Below are 15,642 nucleotides of genomic sequence, written 5' to 3' on the forward strand. Positions count from 1 at the left end.
AGAGAAGATGTCCCGATGGTGGAACAGAGTCATTTTGCAGGCATGGAATGGGTAGATATTGTCAACGAAGACAATGAGGTGATTGCACAGGCCAGCCGGGAGCAAATGCGCGCGCAGTGCCTGCGTCATCGCGCAACCTATATTGTGGTGCATGATGGGATGGGCAATATTCTGGTGCAGCGTCGTACCGAGCTAAAAGACTTTATGCCCGGTAAGCTGGACGCCACCGCGGGCGGCGTGGTACAGGCGGGTGAAAACCTGCTGGAGTCCGCGCGCCGCGAAGCGGAAGAGGAGCTGGGCATTGCTGGCGTACCGTTTGCCGAGCATGGTCAGTTCTACTTTGAAGATGAGCACTGTCGGGTGTGGGGCGGGCTGTTCAGCTGCGTCTCCCACGGGCCGTTTGCCCTGCAGGAAGAGGAGGTGAGTGAAGTCTTCTGGATGACGCCGGAAGAGATCACCGCCCGCTGCGACGAGTTTACCGACGATTCGCTGAAAGCGCTGGCGCTCTGGATGAGCCGTAACGCCAGCAATGATGTGGAAAAGCGCGAGCAGGAGACGGAGTAACTTCTCTTGCTTTGCAGAAAAAAGCGACCTTGAGGGTCGCTTTTTTATTGCCGGTTTGCGGTTGCGGAGGGTGTTTTTTTGCCGGATGGCGCTGCGCTTATCCGGCCTACATTTCTCAGTATAAAAAAGGCGACCCGAAGGTCGCCTTTTTTGTGCACTGACGCAGCCGCCAGAAGGCATATTACTGCTGCTGGGACGCCTGAATCGCGGTCAGAGCGATGGTGTAGACGATGTCGTCTACCAGCGCGCCACGAGAGAGGTCGTTCACCGGCTTGCGCATACCCTGCAGCATCGGCCCGATGGAGATCAGGTCGGCAGAGCGCTGTACCGCTTTGTAGGTGGTGTTACCGGTGTTCAGATCCGGGAAGATGAACACGGTAGCGCGACCGGCAACCGGCGAGTTCGGCGCTTTAGATTTCGCCACATCCGCCATAACCGCGGCGTCATACTGCAGCGGACCGTCGATAACCAGGTCAGGACGTTTTTCCTGCGCCAGGCGAGTCGCTTCACGCACTTTCTCAACGTCGCTACCCGCGCCGGAGTTGCCGGTGGAGTAGGAGAGCATCGCCACGCGCGGCTCGATGCCGAACGCGGTTGCGGAGTCAGCGGACTGAATCGCGATCTCGGCCAGCTGCTCAGCGGTCGGATCCGGGTTGATTGCACAGTCACCGTAAACATAAACCTGTTCCGGCAGCAGCATAAAGAACACGGAGGAGACCAGCGAGCTGCCCGGCGCAGTTTTGATCAGCTGCAGCGGCGGACGAATGGTGTTCGCAGTGGTGTGAACCGCACCGGAAACCAGGCCGTCAACTTCATCCTGCTCCAGCATCAGCGTGCCAAGCACCACGTTGTCTTCCAGCTGTTCGCGCGCCACGGCTTCGGTCATGCCTTTGCTCTTACGCAGCTCAACCAGGCGAGCAACGTAGCTTTCACGCACCACGTCCGGATCGACGATTTCGATCCCGGCGCCCAGCTCAACACCCTGAGCCGCCGCAACGCGGTTGATCTCATCCGGGTTGCCCAGCAGGATACAGGTCGCGATACCGCGTTCAGCACAGATAGCGGCCGCTTTCACGGTACGCGGCTCGTCGCCTTCCGGCAGTACGACGCGTTTGCCCGCTTTACGCGCCAGCTCGGTCAGCTGGTAACGGAAGGCTGGTGGCGAGAGGCGACGGCTGCGCTCGGAGGTGGCGGTCAGGGAGTCGATCCACTGCGCGTTGATGTAACGGGCAACGTACTCCTGCACGTTTTCAATACGCTCGTTATCATCAACCGGCACTTCCAGGTTGAAGCTCTGCAGGCTCAGGGAGGTCTGCCAGGTGTTGGTGTTCACCATAAATACCGGCAGGCCGGTGGCAAACGCGCGTTCGCACAGCTTGCGCACGCTCTCTTCCATCTCGTAGCCGCCGGTCAGCAGCACGGCACCAATCTCAACGCCGTTCATCGCTGCCAGGCATGCAGCAACCAGCACGTCAGGACGATCGGCAGAGGTCACCAGCAGTGAGCCCGGACGGAAGTGTTCCAGCATGTGCGGAATGCTGCGCGCACAGAAGGTGACGGACTTCACGCGGCGGGTTTTGATGTCGCCTTCGTTGATGATGGTCGCATTCAGGTGGCGCGCCATATCGATCGCACGGGTGGCGATCAGATCGAAGCTCCACGGCACCGCGCCCAGCACGGGCAGAGAGCTGGTCTCTTGCAGCTGTGCAGGATCGATATGCACGACTTTTGCTTTTGAGGAGTCATCAAAGATCTCAGAGAGATCCGGGCGCGTACGGCCCTGCTCATCAACCGGGGCATTCAGTTTGTTGACGATAACGCCGGTGATGTTGCTGTTTTTCACGCCGCCGAAGCTGTTGCGCGTCAGCTCGATGCGCTCTTTCAACTGCTCCTGCGTGTCAGTGCCCTGGGACATAACGAAGACGATTTCCGCGTTCAGCGTTTTCGCGATTTCGAAGTTCAGGGACTGGGCGAACTGATGTTTACGGGTCGGGACCAGGCCTTCAACCAGCACCACTTCAGCGTCTTTGCTGCTTTCGTGGTAGCGGGCGATGATCTCTTCCATCAGCACATCTTTCTGATTGCTGGAGAGCAGCGACTCGACGTGGCTCATTTTCAGCGGTTCAGCCGCCGGCAGCCCGGAGTTAGCGCGCACGATGGTGGTGGTCTGGTCAGGCGCATCGCCGCCCGCACGTGGCTGGGCGATCGGTTTAAAGACGCTCAGACGAACGCCTTTGCGTTCCATAGCACGGATCACGCCAAGGCTGACGCTGGTCAGGCCGACGCTGGTTCCGGTAGGGATCAGCATAATAATACGGGACACGGTTAATCCTCTTTCGTTACCGTCGAAGCGGACGGGTTACAAAACAGCACCGCCAGCGTTGGCTGGCGGTGTGGGTAAGCTATCAGGCAGTCAGGCGGCTTGCGTCTTGCGCAATCACCAGCTCTTCGTTAGTCGGGATAACGATCGCCGGGCGGGTGCCTTCTTTGTTGATAAAACCAGACTTGCCGAAACGGGCAGCCAGGTTGCGTTCGTGGTCAACGTCGAAGCCGAGCACGCCCAGTTTGCCCAGGGAGAGCTCGCGTACCATCGCTGCGTTTTCACCGATACCGCCAGTGAAGATCACCGCGTCCAGACGACCATCCATCAGCGCAGTGTAAGAGCCGATGTATTTCGCCAGGCGATGGCAGTAAACGTCCATCGCACGCTTCGCGTCTTCTTTGGTTTCGTAGTTATCTTCTACATAACGGCAGTCGCTGGTGACTTCGGTCAGGCCCAGCAGGCCAGACTCTTTGGTCAGCATTTTGTTGATCGCTTCAACGCTCATGCCCAGGGTGTCATGCAGATGGAAAATGATCGCCGGGTCGATATCACCAGAACGGGTACCCATTACCAGGCCTTCCAGCGGGGTCAGACCCATGGAGGTATCAACGCACTCGCCGTTACGGATAGCGGAAACAGAGCCGCCGTTGCCGAGGTGGCAGGTGATGATGTTCAGTTCAGAAACCGGTTTGTTCAGCACTTTTGCCGCTTCCTGGGTTACATAGAAGTGGCTGGTGCCGTGCGCGCCGTAGCGACGAACGCCGTGCTCTTTGTACAGTTTATACGGCAGGGCGTAGAGGTAGGACTCTTCCGGCATGGTGGTGTGGAACGCGGTGTCGAACACGGCAACGTTCTTCTCTTTCAGGCTCGGGAAGGATTTCAGCGCTTCGGCGATACCGATCAGGTGAGCCGGGTTGTGCAGCGGGGCGAAAGAGGCCGCATCTTTAATACCCTGGATCACAGACTCATCGATCACCACGGAACGGGTGTATTTTTCACCACCGTGGACGATACGGTGACCGATTGCGGTCAGCTGAGCAGACAGTTCTGGTTTTTGTGCCAGAATAGTGTTAACGATAAAGTTAAGCGCTTCGCTGTGAGCGGCACCTGCACCTAAAGCCGCTTCTTGTTTACCGCCATCCATTTTCCACTTGATGCGTGCTTCAGGAAGGTGGAAACATTCGGCTAAACCAGAGAGGTACTCTTCACCGTTAACAGCATCGATAATTGCGAATTTCAGTGAGGAGCTACCGCAGTTCAGAACCAGTACTAACTTACTCGACATGGAAGTACCTATTTATGATACGTGGCTAAAAAAGGTCAGTGAGTCGCACAGCGTAGCGCAGGTTGACGCTGACATTTATGATTAACATCATGTCGAGAGAACTTTCTGACACGATGAAAGAATAGTTAAAATTTTAAGCTATTTTGCGCAATTTTCAGACAGTGGCATAATGAGCTTATTATTTGACGACTCAAACCTATTCGTCTAAGGCCTGGTAAAGGCCGCCACAGAATACCCGATAGCAGGTGGGATTGACAAAAAATTTTAACGTTGTCATTCACAGTTGTTGTTTTGCATAAAATTTTTAATTTTTATACGTGAAGTTGAGGTAAAGCCATGTCAAATCCTGAGATTCGACCCGTCAGTTTCTTCAGTTTATTTCGCCGGGGTCAGCACTATGCGAAGACCTGGCCTATGGAAAAACGCCTCGCTCCCATGTTTGTAGAGAACCGTACCATTCGCGCGACACGCTACGCGATTCGCTTTATGCCGCCGCTGGCAATCTTCACGCTCTGCTGGCAGATCGCCCTCGGCGGGCAGCTTGGCCCGGCTGTTGCCACCGCGCTGTTTGCCCTGAGCCTGCCGATGCAGGGGCTATGGTGGCTGGGCAAGCGCTCGGTCACGCCGCTGCCGCCCTCGATTCTGAACTGGTTCTATGAAGTGCGCGGTAAGTTGCAGGAGGCGGGCCAGGCGCTGGCACCGGTTGAAGGCAAGCCGGACTACCAGGCGCTGGCCGATACCCTTAAGCGCGCCTTTAAGCAGCTGGATAAAACCTTTCTCGATGAGCTGTAAAGTTGTGCGTGATTGATAAGAAGAGAGCATCCACGGATGCTTTCTTTTTTGGTAGATACGCGTAACACCCCCGGCAAATCAAGAAAGCACCTTTTACTCACAGGTAGACTGAGGCCAACTTATTTTACTGCGCCGAAGTGCCACAGGAGTCGAAGATGGAAATGACCAATGCCCAACGTCTGATCTTATCCAATCAATACAAAATGATGACCATGATGGACCCGGCCAATGCGGAGCGTTATCGCCGTTTGCAAACCATTGTCGAACGGGGATATGGTTTGCAGATGCGCGAGCTGGATCGCGAATTCGGCGAGCTGAAAGAGGAAACGTGCCGCAACATCATCGATATCATGGAGATGTATCACGCACTCCACGTCTCCTGGACCAACATGAAAGATAACACCACCATTGACGAGCGTCGTGTCACTTTCCTCGGCTTTGACGCTGCGACCGAAGCGCGCTACCTCGGGTATGTGCGCTTTATGGTTAATATTGAAGGGCGCTATACCCATTTTGATGCCGGTACCCACGGCTTTAATGCCCAAACGCCGATGTGGGATAAATACCAGCGTATGCTGAGCGTGTGGCACGCCTGCCCGCGCCAGTACCACTTGAGCAGTAACGAAATTAATCAAATTCTCAACGCCTGAGGAGGTGAACGTGCAGTGCAAAGGCTTTCTGTTTGATCTGGATGGAACCCTGGTAAATTCACTCCCCGCCGTTGAGCGAGCCTGGTGCAGCTGGGCCGATCGCTTTGGCATTAGCCATGACGAGGTGCTTAATTTTATTCACGGCAAACAGGCCATCACCTCACTGCGTCACTTTATGGCGGGCGCCTCAGAAGCGGAGATTGCGGCTGAATTTACCCGCCTTGAGGAGATTGAAGCGTCAGACACGGACGGTATTACGCCGCTGCCGGGCGCGATTGAACTGCTTCAGCATCTGGATGCCTCCGCGATTCCGTGGGCCATTGTCACCTCCGGCTCGGTGCCGGTTGCCCATGCCCGCCATCGCGCGACCGGTTTGCCGATGCCGAAAGTCTTTGTCACCGCAGAACAGGTGAAGCATGGCAAGCCTGAACCGGATGCCTACCTGCTCGGTGCCGAGCTGTTAGGGCTGGCACCGGAAACCTGCGTGGTAGTCGAGGATGCAGCTGCGGGCGTGCTTTCCGGCCTCGCCGCCGGGTGTCACGTGATTGCCGTCAATGTGCCGCCGGGTTCACCGGGGCTTGAGAAGGTCGACTTCTCGCTGACAAGCCTGGAGGCGATAAGCGTCACAAAACAGCATGACGGCATCGTCAGCGTCGATCTAAAAGCCTGATTCAATGATGTAACCCCACCCCGGTGGGGTTTTTTTATGGCACTCTTTTACCACCCTCAACAAACAAGGACAGGTTGTGAACGGTGAATTGATTTGGGTTCTCTCTCTGCTGGGCATTGCCGTGGTGCTCTTTGCGACGAGCAAAGTGCGCATGGACGCAGTGGCGCTGTTTGTCATTGTCGCTTTTGTGCTGAGCGGTACGCTGACGCTTCCCGAAGCGCTCTCCGGTTTTAGCGATCCAAACGTTATTTTAATTGCCGCGCTGTTTATTATCGGCGACGGGCTGGTGCGCACCGGCGTGGCAACCAATATGGGCGCCTGGCTGGTGACGATGGCGGGCAGCAGCGAAACCAAAATGCTGGTCCTGCTGATGATAACCGTCGCCGGGCTGGGTGCCTTTATGAGTTCGACCGGCGTGGTGGCGATTTTTATCCCGGTGGTGCTGAGCGTCTCGCTGCGCATGCAGGTCTCGCCGTCGCGGTTAATGATGCCGCTCAGTTTCGCCGGGTTGATTAGCGGCATGATGACGCTGGTGGCGACGCCGCCAAACCTGGTGGTGAACAGCGAACTGCTGCGCGAAGGGCTGGAGGGGTTTGGCTTTTTCAGCGTTACGCCGCTTGGCCTGGTTATCCTGCTGCTCGGCATTGTCTATATGCTGTTGATGCGCTTTACGCTGAAGGCGGAGGGGAGCGACGCCCAGCGCGAGAGCTGGAAGCGGCGCTCGTTTCGCGATCTGATCCGCGAGTATCACCTGGCGGGCCGCGCGCGGCGGTTAGCTATTCGCCCCGGCTCGCCGATGATTGGTCAGCGCCTCGACGATCTGCAACTGCGTGAGCGCTATGGTGCCAACGTTATCGGCGTTGAGCGCTGGCGGCGTTTTCGCCGGGTGATTGTTAACGTCAATGGCGTCTCGGAGTTTCGCGCCCGTGATGTGCTACTGATTGATATGTCCTCCGCGGATGTCGACCTGCGCCAGTTCTGCGTCGAGCAGCAGCTGGAGCCGATGATCCTGCGCGGGGAGTACTTCTCCGACCAGGCGCTGGATGTCGGCATGGCGGAAGTCTCGCTGATCCCCGATTCCGAACTGCTGGGCAAAACGGTGCGCGAAATCGGTTTTCGTACCCGCTACGGTCTGAACGTGGTGGGCCTGAAGCGCAACGGCGTGGCGCTGGAAGGGGCGGTCACTGACGAGCCGCTGCAACTCGGCGACATTTTCCTTGTGGTCGGTAACTGGAAGTTAATCAGCCAGCTTGCCGGACACGCCCGCGACTTTGTGGTGCTGAACCTGCCCGTTGAAGAGAGCGCGGCTTCGCCAGCGCACAGCCAGGCGCCGCATGCGATTTTCTGCCTGGTATTGATGGTTGCGCTGATGCTGACCGACGATATTCCCAATCCGATTGCCGCCATTATCGCCTGCATGCTAATGGGGAAATTCCGCTGCATCGACGCCGAGAGCGCCTATAAAGCGATCCACTGGCCGAGCATCATTCTGATTGTTGGCATGATGCCTTTTGCACTGGCGCTGCAAAAAACCGGCGGCGTCGATCTGGTGGTCAAAGGGCTGATGGAGCTGGGCGGGGGTTATGGCCCGCATCTGATGCTGATCTGTCTGTTTGTGATGTGCGCGGCGATAGGGCTGTTTATCTCCAATACCGCCACGGCTGTCTTAATGGCACCCATTGCGCTGGCGGCGGCGAAATCGATGGGCGTCTCGCCTTATCCCTTTGCCATGATGGTGGCGATGGCTGCCTCTGCCGCCTTTATGACACCGGTCTCATCGCCGGTGAACACGCTGGTATTAGGGCCGGGCAACTACCGGTTCAGCGACTTTATCAAACTCGGTGTGCCCTTTACGCTGCTGGTGATGATGGTGTGCGTGGTGATGATCCCGATGCTGTTTCCCTTTTAAACGGGCGTGTTCGCCCTTGTTATAAGGGCGAATCCTGGCTGATCTCATCCAGGGACAGCTGGAAGCTCGGCACAAACACCTGCATAAAGTAGTCCATCTCCGGGCTGCGCCGGGCCTCGAGGGTTTTCTCCAGCCGCGATTTGGCCAGCAGAAACTCATTGTTGCCGGCGGAAAGCTCTTCGAGGCACTTCAGGTAGGCGCAGAGCGCATCGGCCTGTTTAACAATTAATCGCTCCTCCTCGCTGTAGTGATGCTCATCAATCAGCGGGGCGAAAATATCCTGCAACTCTTCGGGCACCATTTCCACCAGCTTCTGCTGGGCGATCTTCTCAATCGCTTTGTACTCCTGGGCAATCTGCGAGTTGAAGTACTTCACCGGCGTCGGAAGATCGCCGGTGATCACTTCAGAGGCATCGTGATAAATCGCCAGCAGCGCAATGCGCTCTGCGTTAAGCGCACCGCCGAATTTGCGGTTTTTGATCGCCGCCAGCGCGTGTGCGACCATCGCCACTTGCAGGCTATGCTCGGAGACATTCTCGGTGCGCACGTTGCGCATCAGCGGCCAGCGGTTGATCAGTTTCAGGCGGGAGAGGTGGGCGAAGAAGTGACTCTGACTCATAGTTAACCTTGTCTTGAATGCGACTGGAACCATTGTGCGCAGAGAGTGGGGGAAGATGCAAACCTTCCCCCAGGGTCAATTATTGATGATAGCCGGAGAGGAAACGCCCGAAGCGGGTGATCGCCATTTCCAGATCGTCCTCGCGCGGCAGGGTGACGATGCGCACGTGATCCGGCCACGGCCAGTTGAAGGCGGTGCCCTGAACCAGCAGCACCTTCTCCTGCAGCAGGAAGTCGAGCACCATCTTCTGGTCATCCAGAATATTGAAACGTTTCGCGTCGATTTTAGGGAACATATAGAGCGCGCCGCTCGGTTTTACGCAGGAGACGCCGGGAATGTCGTTAATCAACTCCCACGCGCGGTTGCGCTGCTCATAGAGACGCCCGCCGGGCACGATAAATTCGCTGATGCTCTGATAGCCGCCGAGCGCGGTCTGGATCGCATGCTGCGCCGGTACGTTGGCGCACAGGCGCATTGAGGCGAGCATCTCCAGCCCTTCGATATAACCTTTGGCGTGCTTTTTCGGCCCGCTCAGCACCATCCAGCCCTGGCGGAAACCAGCCACGCGGTAGGTTTTCGATAAACCGTTAAAGGTGATGGTGAAGAGATCCGGTGCCAGCGCGGCGATAGAGTGGTGCTGCGCTTCGTCGTAGAGGATCTTGTCGTAGATCTCATCGGCGAAAATAATCAGGTTGTGCTGGCGCGCCAGCTCGACAATCTCCAGCAGCAGCTCTTTTGAGTAGACTGCGCCAGTCGGGTTGTTCGGGTTGATGATCACAATGCCGCGCGTGCGCGGGGTGATTTTGGCGCGAATGTCGTCCAGATCCGGGAACCAGCCGGCGGATTCATCACAAAGGTAGTGCACCGCTTTGCCGCCGGAGAGCGACACCGCCGCGGTCCACAGCGGATAGTCCGGCGCCGGGACCAGCATCTCATCGCCGCTGTTCAACAGCGCCTGCATCGACTGCACAATCAGCTCAGAGACGCCGTTGCCGATATAGATATCTTCAACGGTGACTTCACGCATGCCGCGCGCCTGATAGTGCTGCATGATCGCTTTACGGGCAGAGTAGAGCCCCTTTGAATCGCAGTAGCCCTGGGCGCCAGGGAGGTTGCGGATCACATCGACCAGAATCTCATCCGGGGCTTCGAAGCCGAACGGGGCAGGGTTACCGATGTTGAGTTTGAGAACTTTGTTGCCTTCTTCTTCCAGACGCTTTGCTTCTTTAAGAACCGGGCCACGGATGTCATAACAGACGTTATCTAACTTGCTGGATTTTTCGATGGAGGACATGAACCTTTGCCTTTTTACTGGAATCGCCACTCCCTGCCGTGGAAGTGAATACGGAACAATGTACTCCCACGCCCGTCTGTTTTGAAGGGTTAACAGGAGAAGATTTTGCCAGGCCGGGCAGTTGCCTTTAACGATCTTTTAACTATTAAGCGCGCTATTTTTCTCTTTTATGTGCTGTCAATTTGCATATAGTAAGTAATTAATGCCAGTTGATGATTGATTGCCAATGCTTTTCACCATTCAATGGCCTCCCGGCAGTGAGGGATTAAATCTTTTGTCGCGGCTATTCGCGCGAGGGAGATGAAAAAAGAGGGTTATAACGAAGATATAAAGTAACGGTTAGCGTCCCGCTTTGTTGCTGTGAAGATAATGTTAATTTCTATTAAAGAGATCCATTTTCAGAACCGTTCGCTATTTAATATTGAGAATAGTAACTATGACCATCACTAATATTTATATGTCTCATTTTTTCGTACTGACATTTTAAGAATTTAAGATAATTCGTATTAACGCTTATAAATAAAAAGGTTTTGGGGTAAACTCAGACAGCCTGAAAGGGCGCTCAGGGGCAAAGCCCTGAGTTCAGTAAGGTTGAATTCTTAATTTTACTTAATTGCTATTACTCTTTTTTTACTTCAGAGCCTCTGTTGGGTTCACCTTTATCTGCGACGCGCGATGTTAAATCGGTATTCGCCGCGAAAGACGCGTTTTAAATGCATCAACACCATTTGGCTGGTTTATATATCCCCGAGCGGGATGTTTGCCAAATAAAAGACGTTGAGTTCTGCTTGCATCAGGTGGCGAACAAAAACATCACACACATTGCCAGGTTTCATCGGCAATGGCAGTGCAGGATGCGCTTTTTAAATGGATTTACTTAATCTTATGAACACAGCATAAACCCGGGGCACGCAACGCGAGCAACCCGTAAGTGAAAAATGATGATAAATGCAAATCGTCCGATACTGAATCTCGACCTCGATCTGCTGAGAACCTTTGTTGCAGTCGCGGATTTAAACACCTTTGCAGCCGCCGCTGCGGCGGTTTGCCGTACGCAATCCGCTGTAAGCCAGCAAATGCAGCGCCTTGAACAGCTAGTGGGTAAAGAGCTGTTCGCCCGTCATGGCCGCAATAAATTGCTGACTGAGCATGGTATTCAGCTATTAGGCTATGCGAGAAAGATCCTGCGCTTTAATGACGAAGCCTGCACCTCGTTAATGTTCAGCAATTTGCAGGGCGTATTAACTATTGGTGCGTCAGACGAATCCGCCGATACGATCCTGCCGTTCCTGCTTAATCGTATTAGCTCGGTCTATCCAAAGCTGGCGCTGGATGTGCGCGTAAAACGCAATCCGATGAGCAGCGATCAGCTTCAGGAGGATGAAGTTGATCTGGTGGTGACCACGCATCGTGTCCAGCCGTTTGACTATTTAACGCTGCGCACCTCACCGACGCTCTGGTATTGCGCGGCGGAGTATGTGCTGCAAAAAGGGGAGGCGGTGCCGCTGGTTCTGCTGGATGAGCCGAGCCCGTTCCGCGATATGGTGCTTAACGCGCTTAATGAAGCCGAGATTCCATGGCGCATGGCCTATGTGGCCTCAACGCTCTCGGCGGTGAAAGCAGCCGTTAAAGCAGGTCTTGGCGTGACGGCGCGACCGGTCGAGATGATGAGTCCTGACCTGCGGGTATTAAGTCACGCTGAAGGCTTCCCGGCCTTGCCGGAAACGGAATATCTGCTCTCGCGCAACCCGAACAGCGGGAACGAGCTGGCGCAGGTAATTTTCGATGCCATGGAGCACTATCGCGACCCCTGGCACTACAAAGGATCTACTCCGGAAGGGGGAGATGAACAGCTGCTGGTTGATGGCGATTTCTAGCTACCATTTCGCCGCAAACTGGTAACAATTTGTAAGTGTAAAAATGGCCCACTGATGAGAGAAACGATCACAGTGGGCCATTTTTTGCACAAATAATAAGCATCTGAATTATTCCCGCTCTAAATCATTATTTCTTTCAATCTGTTAATCCACCTCACAGCACAATCCCCCTTTATCATCTATAGTCTTTCATGCCCTCTGCTCATGTTAAAAATCAAGCAAGATTGTTGCCGAATCATTGTATGAATTAACAAAAGCGTGTCTCAGATCAAAAAAATACCTCCGCAGAGGGGGAGGAATCCTGGGTAAATCCTGTCAAAATAGGAGGGTAATTTTTGTAATCCTCCACAACGGACTCGATTCAACACCGGATTTTGCCGCAGGAAAAGTTGTTGCTGGTCAATAAAACGGCACTAAATGTTAATGGATTGCTGCCGATGTAAACTAATGTGAGGAAACTTTTGTTAAAGTTGACAAAAGGTTATAGAAAGGAGTAAAAACCCACATCATTTAGCTGTTTTTCAGCTTTTTGCACAGTAAGTATGTGGTTTTTTATTCCTCCCCGTGAATCGATGTGGCGTCATCTGCCAGCAAGAGCAGAGGTTTTAACGCTACCTTTTGAGTTAAGCAATGCGTATGTCAACATCCACTGAAATCATCGCTCATCACTGGGCATTCGCTGTCTTTCTTATTGTCGCCATCGGCCTCTGTTGCCTGATGCTGGTCGGCGGTCGGTTTTTGGGCGGACGCGCGCGCGCAAGGCACAAAAACGTACCTTTCGAATCTGGTATCGACTCCGTCGGTTCCGCTCGCTTACGTCTCTCCGCCAAGTTCTATCTGGTCGCCATGTTCTTCGTCATCTTCGATGTCGAAGCGCTCTATCTCTACGCATGGTCTACGTCCATTCGTGAGAGTGGCTGGGTGGGATTTGCCGAAGCCGCAATTTTTATCTTAGTGCTGCTGGCTGGTCTGGTTTATCTGGTGCGTATTGGCGCGCTCGATTGGACGCCGGTGCGTTCGCGCCGCGCGCAGGTTAACCCTGAGACCAACAGCTACACTGACAGTCAACGCTAACCGCGAGGCAATAAGATGGATTATACGCTCACCCGCATAGATCCTAACGGTGAGAACGACCGTTACCCCCTGCAAAAACAGGAGATCGTAACTGACCCCCTGGAACAAGAGATCAACCGTAGCGTCTACATGGGCAAGCTCGAAAATGTCCTGCACGATATGGTGAACTGGGGTCGTAAGAACTCTATTTGGCCGTACAACTTCGGCCTTTCCTGCTGCTACGTCGAGATGGTGACCTCGTTTACCGCCGTGCACGACGTGGCGCGTTTTGGCGCAGAAGTACTGCGTGCCTCGCCGCGTCAGGCTGACCTGATGGTCGTTGCCGGTACGCCCTTCACCAAGATGGCACCGGTTATCCAGCGCCTCTATGACCAGATGCTGGAGCCGAAATGGGTTATCTCCATGGGGGCCTGCGCAAACTCTGGCGGTATGTACGACATCTACTCCGTCGTGCAGGGCGTCGACAAATTTATCCCGGTGGATGTTTACATCCCTGGCTGCCCGCCGCGTCCTGAAGCCTATATGCAGGCGCTGATGCTGCTGCAGGAGTCGATTGGCAAGGAGCGTCGTCCGCTCTCCTGGGTGGTTGGCGATCAGGGCGTGTACCGCGCCAATATGCAGTCAGAGCGTGAACGTAAACGCGGTGAACGTATTGCCGTCACCAACCTGCGTTCGCCGGACGAGATTTAATTTGCGCCTGTGGGCAAGGGTAAAAAGCGTCGCATTTCAATAATCCAATAACGCGACGCACTGCCCCACAGTCACCACGGACCCTTTGCAATGGTGAAAAATATGACCGATTTAACTGCGCAAGAAGCCCCATGGCAGACCCGGGATCATCTGGATGATCCGGTCATTGGCGAATTGCGCAACCGTTTTGGGCCGGATGCCTTTTCCGTTCAGGCGACCCGCACCGGGGTACCCGTCGTTTGGGTGAAGCGTGAGCAGTTACTGGAAGTGGTCGATTTCTTAAAGAAATTACCGAAGCCTTACGTCATGCTGTTCGATCTTCACGGCATGGACGAGCGTCTACGCACACACCGCGCCAGTTTGCCCGCCGCGGATTTTTCCGTTTTCTACCACTTCATCTCGATCGATCGTAACAGCGACATCATGCTGAAAGTGGCTCTCGCAGAAAACGATTTGCATGTGCCGACTATCACTAAACTCTTCCCGAACGCCAACTGGTATGAGCGTGAAACCTGGGAGATGTTTGGTATCACCTTCGATGGCCACCCGCATCTGACGCGCATCATGATGCCGCAGACCTGGACCGGTCACCCGCTGCGTAAAGACTATCCGGCGCGCGCCACCGAATTCGATCCGTTTGAGCTGACCAAAGCCAAGCAGGATCTGGAGATGGAAGCGCTGACCTTTAAGCCGGAAGATTGGGGCATGAAGCGCGGCACCGACAACGAGGACTTCATGTTCCTCAACCTCGGTCCGAACCACCCCTCTGCGCACGGTGCGTTCCGCATCATTCTGCAGCTTGATGGCGAAGAGATCGTCGACTGCGTGCCGGATATCGGTTATCACCACCGCGGTGCGGAGAAGATGGGCGAACGCCAGTCATGGCACAGCTACATTCCTTATACTGACCGCGTTGAGTACCTCGGCGGCTGCGTCAACGAGATGCCATACGTACTGGCGGTCGAGAAACTGGCAGGCATTACCGTGCCGGAACGCGTGGAAGTGATTCGCGTGATGCTCTCTGAGCTGTTCCGCATCAACAGCCACCTGCTCTATATCTCTACCTTTATTCAGGATGTCGGCGCGATGACGCCGGTCTTCTTCGCCTTTACCGATCGTCAGAAAATCTACGATCTGGTGGAAGCGATCACCGGTTTCCGTATGCACCCGGCCTGGTTCCGCATCGGCGGCGTCGCGCACGATCTGCCGCGCGGCTGGGATCGCCTGCTGCGCGAGTTCCTCGACTGGATGCCGAAACGTCTGGCTTCCTATGAGAAAGCCGCACTGCGCAACTCCATTCTGAAAGGCCGTGCTCAGGGCGTTGCCGCTTACGGCGCGAAAGAGGCGCTGGAGTGGGGCACCACCGGCGCAGGCCTGCGTGCTACCGGCATCAACTTTGACGTGCGTAAAGCGCGCCCGTACTCCGGCTATCAGAACTTCGACTTCGAAATCCCGGTCGGCGGTGGCGTCAGCGACTGCTACACCCGCGTGATGCTGAAAGTGGAAGAGCTGCGCCAGAGCCTGCGCATTCTTGAGCAGTGCCTCAACAATATGCCGGAAGGGCCGTTCAAAGCGGATCACCCGCTGACCACGCCGCCGCCGAAAGAGCGCACGCTGCAACATATCGAAACCCTGATTACTCACTTCCTGCAGGTATCGTGGGGCCCGGTGATGCCGGCCAACGAATCCTTCCAGATGATTGAAGCAACCAAGGGTATCAACAGTTACTACCTGACCAGTGACGGCAGCACCATGAGCTACCGTACCCGTATCCGTACGCCGAGTTTCCCGCATCTGCAGCAAATTCCGGCGGCAATCCGCGGCAGCCTGGTCTCAGACTTGATTGTCTACCTGGGTAGTATCGATTTTGTTATGTCAGATGTGGACCGCTAATT

Annotated in this window: 13 protein-coding genes; 9 read left to right on the top strand and 4 right to left on the bottom strand. The window is 55.0% G+C overall.

Features of this window, described 5'->3' with window-relative positions:
- Positions 1 to 15: 15 nt before the first annotated feature.
- A complete protein-coding gene (yfcD, locus tag ABIC80_RS01580; protein ID WP_023479717.1) occupies positions 16 to 564 on the top strand; it encodes an NUDIX hydrolase YfcD in 549 nt (182 codons plus the stop codon).
- 181 nt (positions 565 to 745) lie between these two features.
- Here yfcD and pta read toward each other — a convergent pair whose 3' ends face one another.
- Positions 746 to 2,887 (bottom strand): phosphate acetyltransferase, encoded by a 2,142-nt coding sequence (gene pta, locus ABIC80_RS01585; protein ID WP_023479804.1) that lies wholly within the window; start codon positions 2,885 to 2,887, stop codon positions 746 to 748.
- 82 nt (positions 2,888 to 2,969) lie between these two features.
- Positions 2,970 to 4,172: an acetate kinase gene (gene ackA / locus ABIC80_RS01590; protein ID WP_429175151.1), complete on the bottom strand. Its 1,203-nt coding sequence runs from the start codon at positions 4,170 to 4,172 to the stop codon at positions 2,970 to 2,972.
- A gap of 336 nt (positions 4,173 to 4,508) precedes the next feature.
- Between ackA and yfbV the strand changes: the two genes are divergently transcribed.
- The 4 genes from yfbV (at position 4,509) to ABIC80_RS01610 (ending at position 8,193) form a co-directional block, all read left to right on the top strand.
- Positions 4,509 to 4,964, top strand: coding sequence for a terminus macrodomain insulation protein YfbV (yfbV, locus tag ABIC80_RS01595; protein ID WP_023479712.1), 456 nt, complete (start codon positions 4,509 to 4,511; stop codon positions 4,962 to 4,964).
- Between the two features lie 155 nt (positions 4,965 to 5,119).
- Positions 5,120 to 5,614, top strand: a complete 495-nt coding sequence (locus tag ABIC80_RS01600; protein WP_429175154.1) for a YfbU family protein — start codon at positions 5,120 to 5,122, stop codon at positions 5,612 to 5,614.
- Between the two features lie 10 nt (positions 5,615 to 5,624).
- Positions 5,625 to 6,284 carry a sugar phosphatase gene (locus tag ABIC80_RS01605; RefSeq protein WP_094421255.1) on the top strand — a complete coding sequence of 220 codons (660 nt, stop codon included), beginning with the start codon at positions 5,625 to 5,627 and terminating at the stop codon, positions 6,282 to 6,284.
- Between the two features lie 76 nt (positions 6,285 to 6,360).
- Positions 6,361 to 8,193, top strand: coding sequence for an SLC13 family permease (locus ABIC80_RS01610; RefSeq protein ID WP_139965236.1), 1,833 nt, complete (start codon positions 6,361 to 6,363; stop codon positions 8,191 to 8,193).
- A gap of 19 nt (positions 8,194 to 8,212) precedes the next feature.
- Here ABIC80_RS01610 and yfbR read toward each other — a convergent pair whose 3' ends face one another.
- Positions 8,213 to 8,812 carry a 5'-deoxynucleotidase gene (yfbR, locus tag ABIC80_RS01615; RefSeq protein ID WP_023479739.1) on the bottom strand — a complete coding sequence of 200 codons (600 nt, stop codon included), beginning with the start codon at positions 8,810 to 8,812 and terminating at the stop codon, positions 8,213 to 8,215.
- Between the two features lie 79 nt (positions 8,813 to 8,891).
- Positions 8,892 to 10,106, bottom strand: coding sequence for a pyridoxal phosphate-dependent aminotransferase (locus ABIC80_RS01620; protein WP_054803343.1), 1,215 nt, complete (start codon positions 10,104 to 10,106; stop codon positions 8,892 to 8,894).
- A 941-nt stretch (positions 10,107 to 11,047) separates the two neighbouring features.
- Here ABIC80_RS01620 and lrhA point away from each other — a divergent pair.
- The 4 genes from lrhA (at position 11,048) to nuoC (ending at position 15,640) form a co-directional block, all read left to right on the top strand.
- The gene (lrhA, locus tag ABIC80_RS01625) at positions 11,048 to 11,983 is read left to right on the top strand and encodes a transcriptional regulator LrhA (RefSeq protein ID WP_094421246.1); all 936 of its coding nucleotides are present in this window, start codon (positions 11,048 to 11,050) and stop codon (positions 11,981 to 11,983) included.
- Positions 11,984 to 12,613: 630 nt separating this feature from the next.
- Positions 12,614 to 13,057, top strand: coding sequence for an NADH-quinone oxidoreductase subunit NuoA (gene nuoA, locus ABIC80_RS01630; RefSeq protein ID WP_034812950.1), 444 nt, complete (start codon positions 12,614 to 12,616; stop codon positions 13,055 to 13,057).
- Positions 13,058 to 13,072: 15 nt separating this feature from the next.
- Complete coding sequence (gene nuoB, locus ABIC80_RS01635) at positions 13,073 to 13,747, top strand: NADH-quinone oxidoreductase subunit NuoB (protein ID WP_023479723.1); 675 nt, start codon at positions 13,073 to 13,075, stop codon at positions 13,745 to 13,747.
- Positions 13,748 to 13,837: 90 nt separating this feature from the next.
- Positions 13,838 to 15,640 (top strand): NADH-quinone oxidoreductase subunit C/D, encoded by a 1,803-nt coding sequence (gene nuoC, locus ABIC80_RS01640; protein ID WP_429175156.1) that lies wholly within the window; start codon positions 13,838 to 13,840, stop codon positions 15,638 to 15,640.
- The last annotated feature ends 2 nt before the right edge of the window (positions 15,641 to 15,642 follow it).

The organism is Kosakonia sp. 1610, from assembly GCF_050435845.1.
Taxonomy (GTDB): Bacteria; Pseudomonadota; Gammaproteobacteria; order Enterobacterales; family Enterobacteriaceae; genus Kosakonia; species Kosakonia cowanii.

What these genes read in the sequence shown, in the direction of transcription:
- ABIC80_RS01620 (WP_054803343.1), bottom strand. Translation starts at nt 10,106, where the DNA reads ATGTCCTCCATCGAAAAATCCAGCAAGTTAGATAACGTCTGTTATGAC.
- nuoA (WP_034812950.1), top strand. Translation starts at nt 12,614, where the DNA reads ATGCGTATGTCAACATCCACTGAAATCATCGCTCATCACTGGGCATTC.
- nuoC (WP_429175156.1), top strand. Translation starts at nt 13,838, where the DNA reads ATGGTGAAAAATATGACCGATTTAACTGCGCAAGAAGCCCCATGGCAG.
- yfbV (WP_023479712.1), top strand. Translation starts at nt 4,509, where the DNA reads ATGTCAAATCCTGAGATTCGACCCGTCAGTTTCTTCAGTTTATTTCGC.
- ackA (WP_429175151.1), bottom strand. Translation starts at nt 4,172, where the DNA reads ATGTCGAGTAAGTTAGTACTGGTTCTGAACTGCGGTAGCTCCTCACTG.
- nuoB (WP_023479723.1), top strand. Translation starts at nt 13,073, where the DNA reads ATGGATTATACGCTCACCCGCATAGATCCTAACGGTGAGAACGACCGT.
- yfcD (WP_023479717.1), top strand. Translation starts at nt 16, where the DNA reads ATGGTGGAACAGAGTCATTTTGCAGGCATGGAATGGGTAGATATTGTC.
- ABIC80_RS01600 (WP_429175154.1), top strand. Translation starts at nt 5,120, where the DNA reads ATGGAAATGACCAATGCCCAACGTCTGATCTTATCCAATCAATACAAA.
- lrhA (WP_094421246.1), top strand. Translation starts at nt 11,048, where the DNA reads ATGATAAATGCAAATCGTCCGATACTGAATCTCGACCTCGATCTGCTG.
- yfbR (WP_023479739.1), bottom strand. Translation starts at nt 8,812, where the DNA reads ATGAGTCAGAGTCACTTCTTCGCCCACCTCTCCCGCCTGAAACTGATC.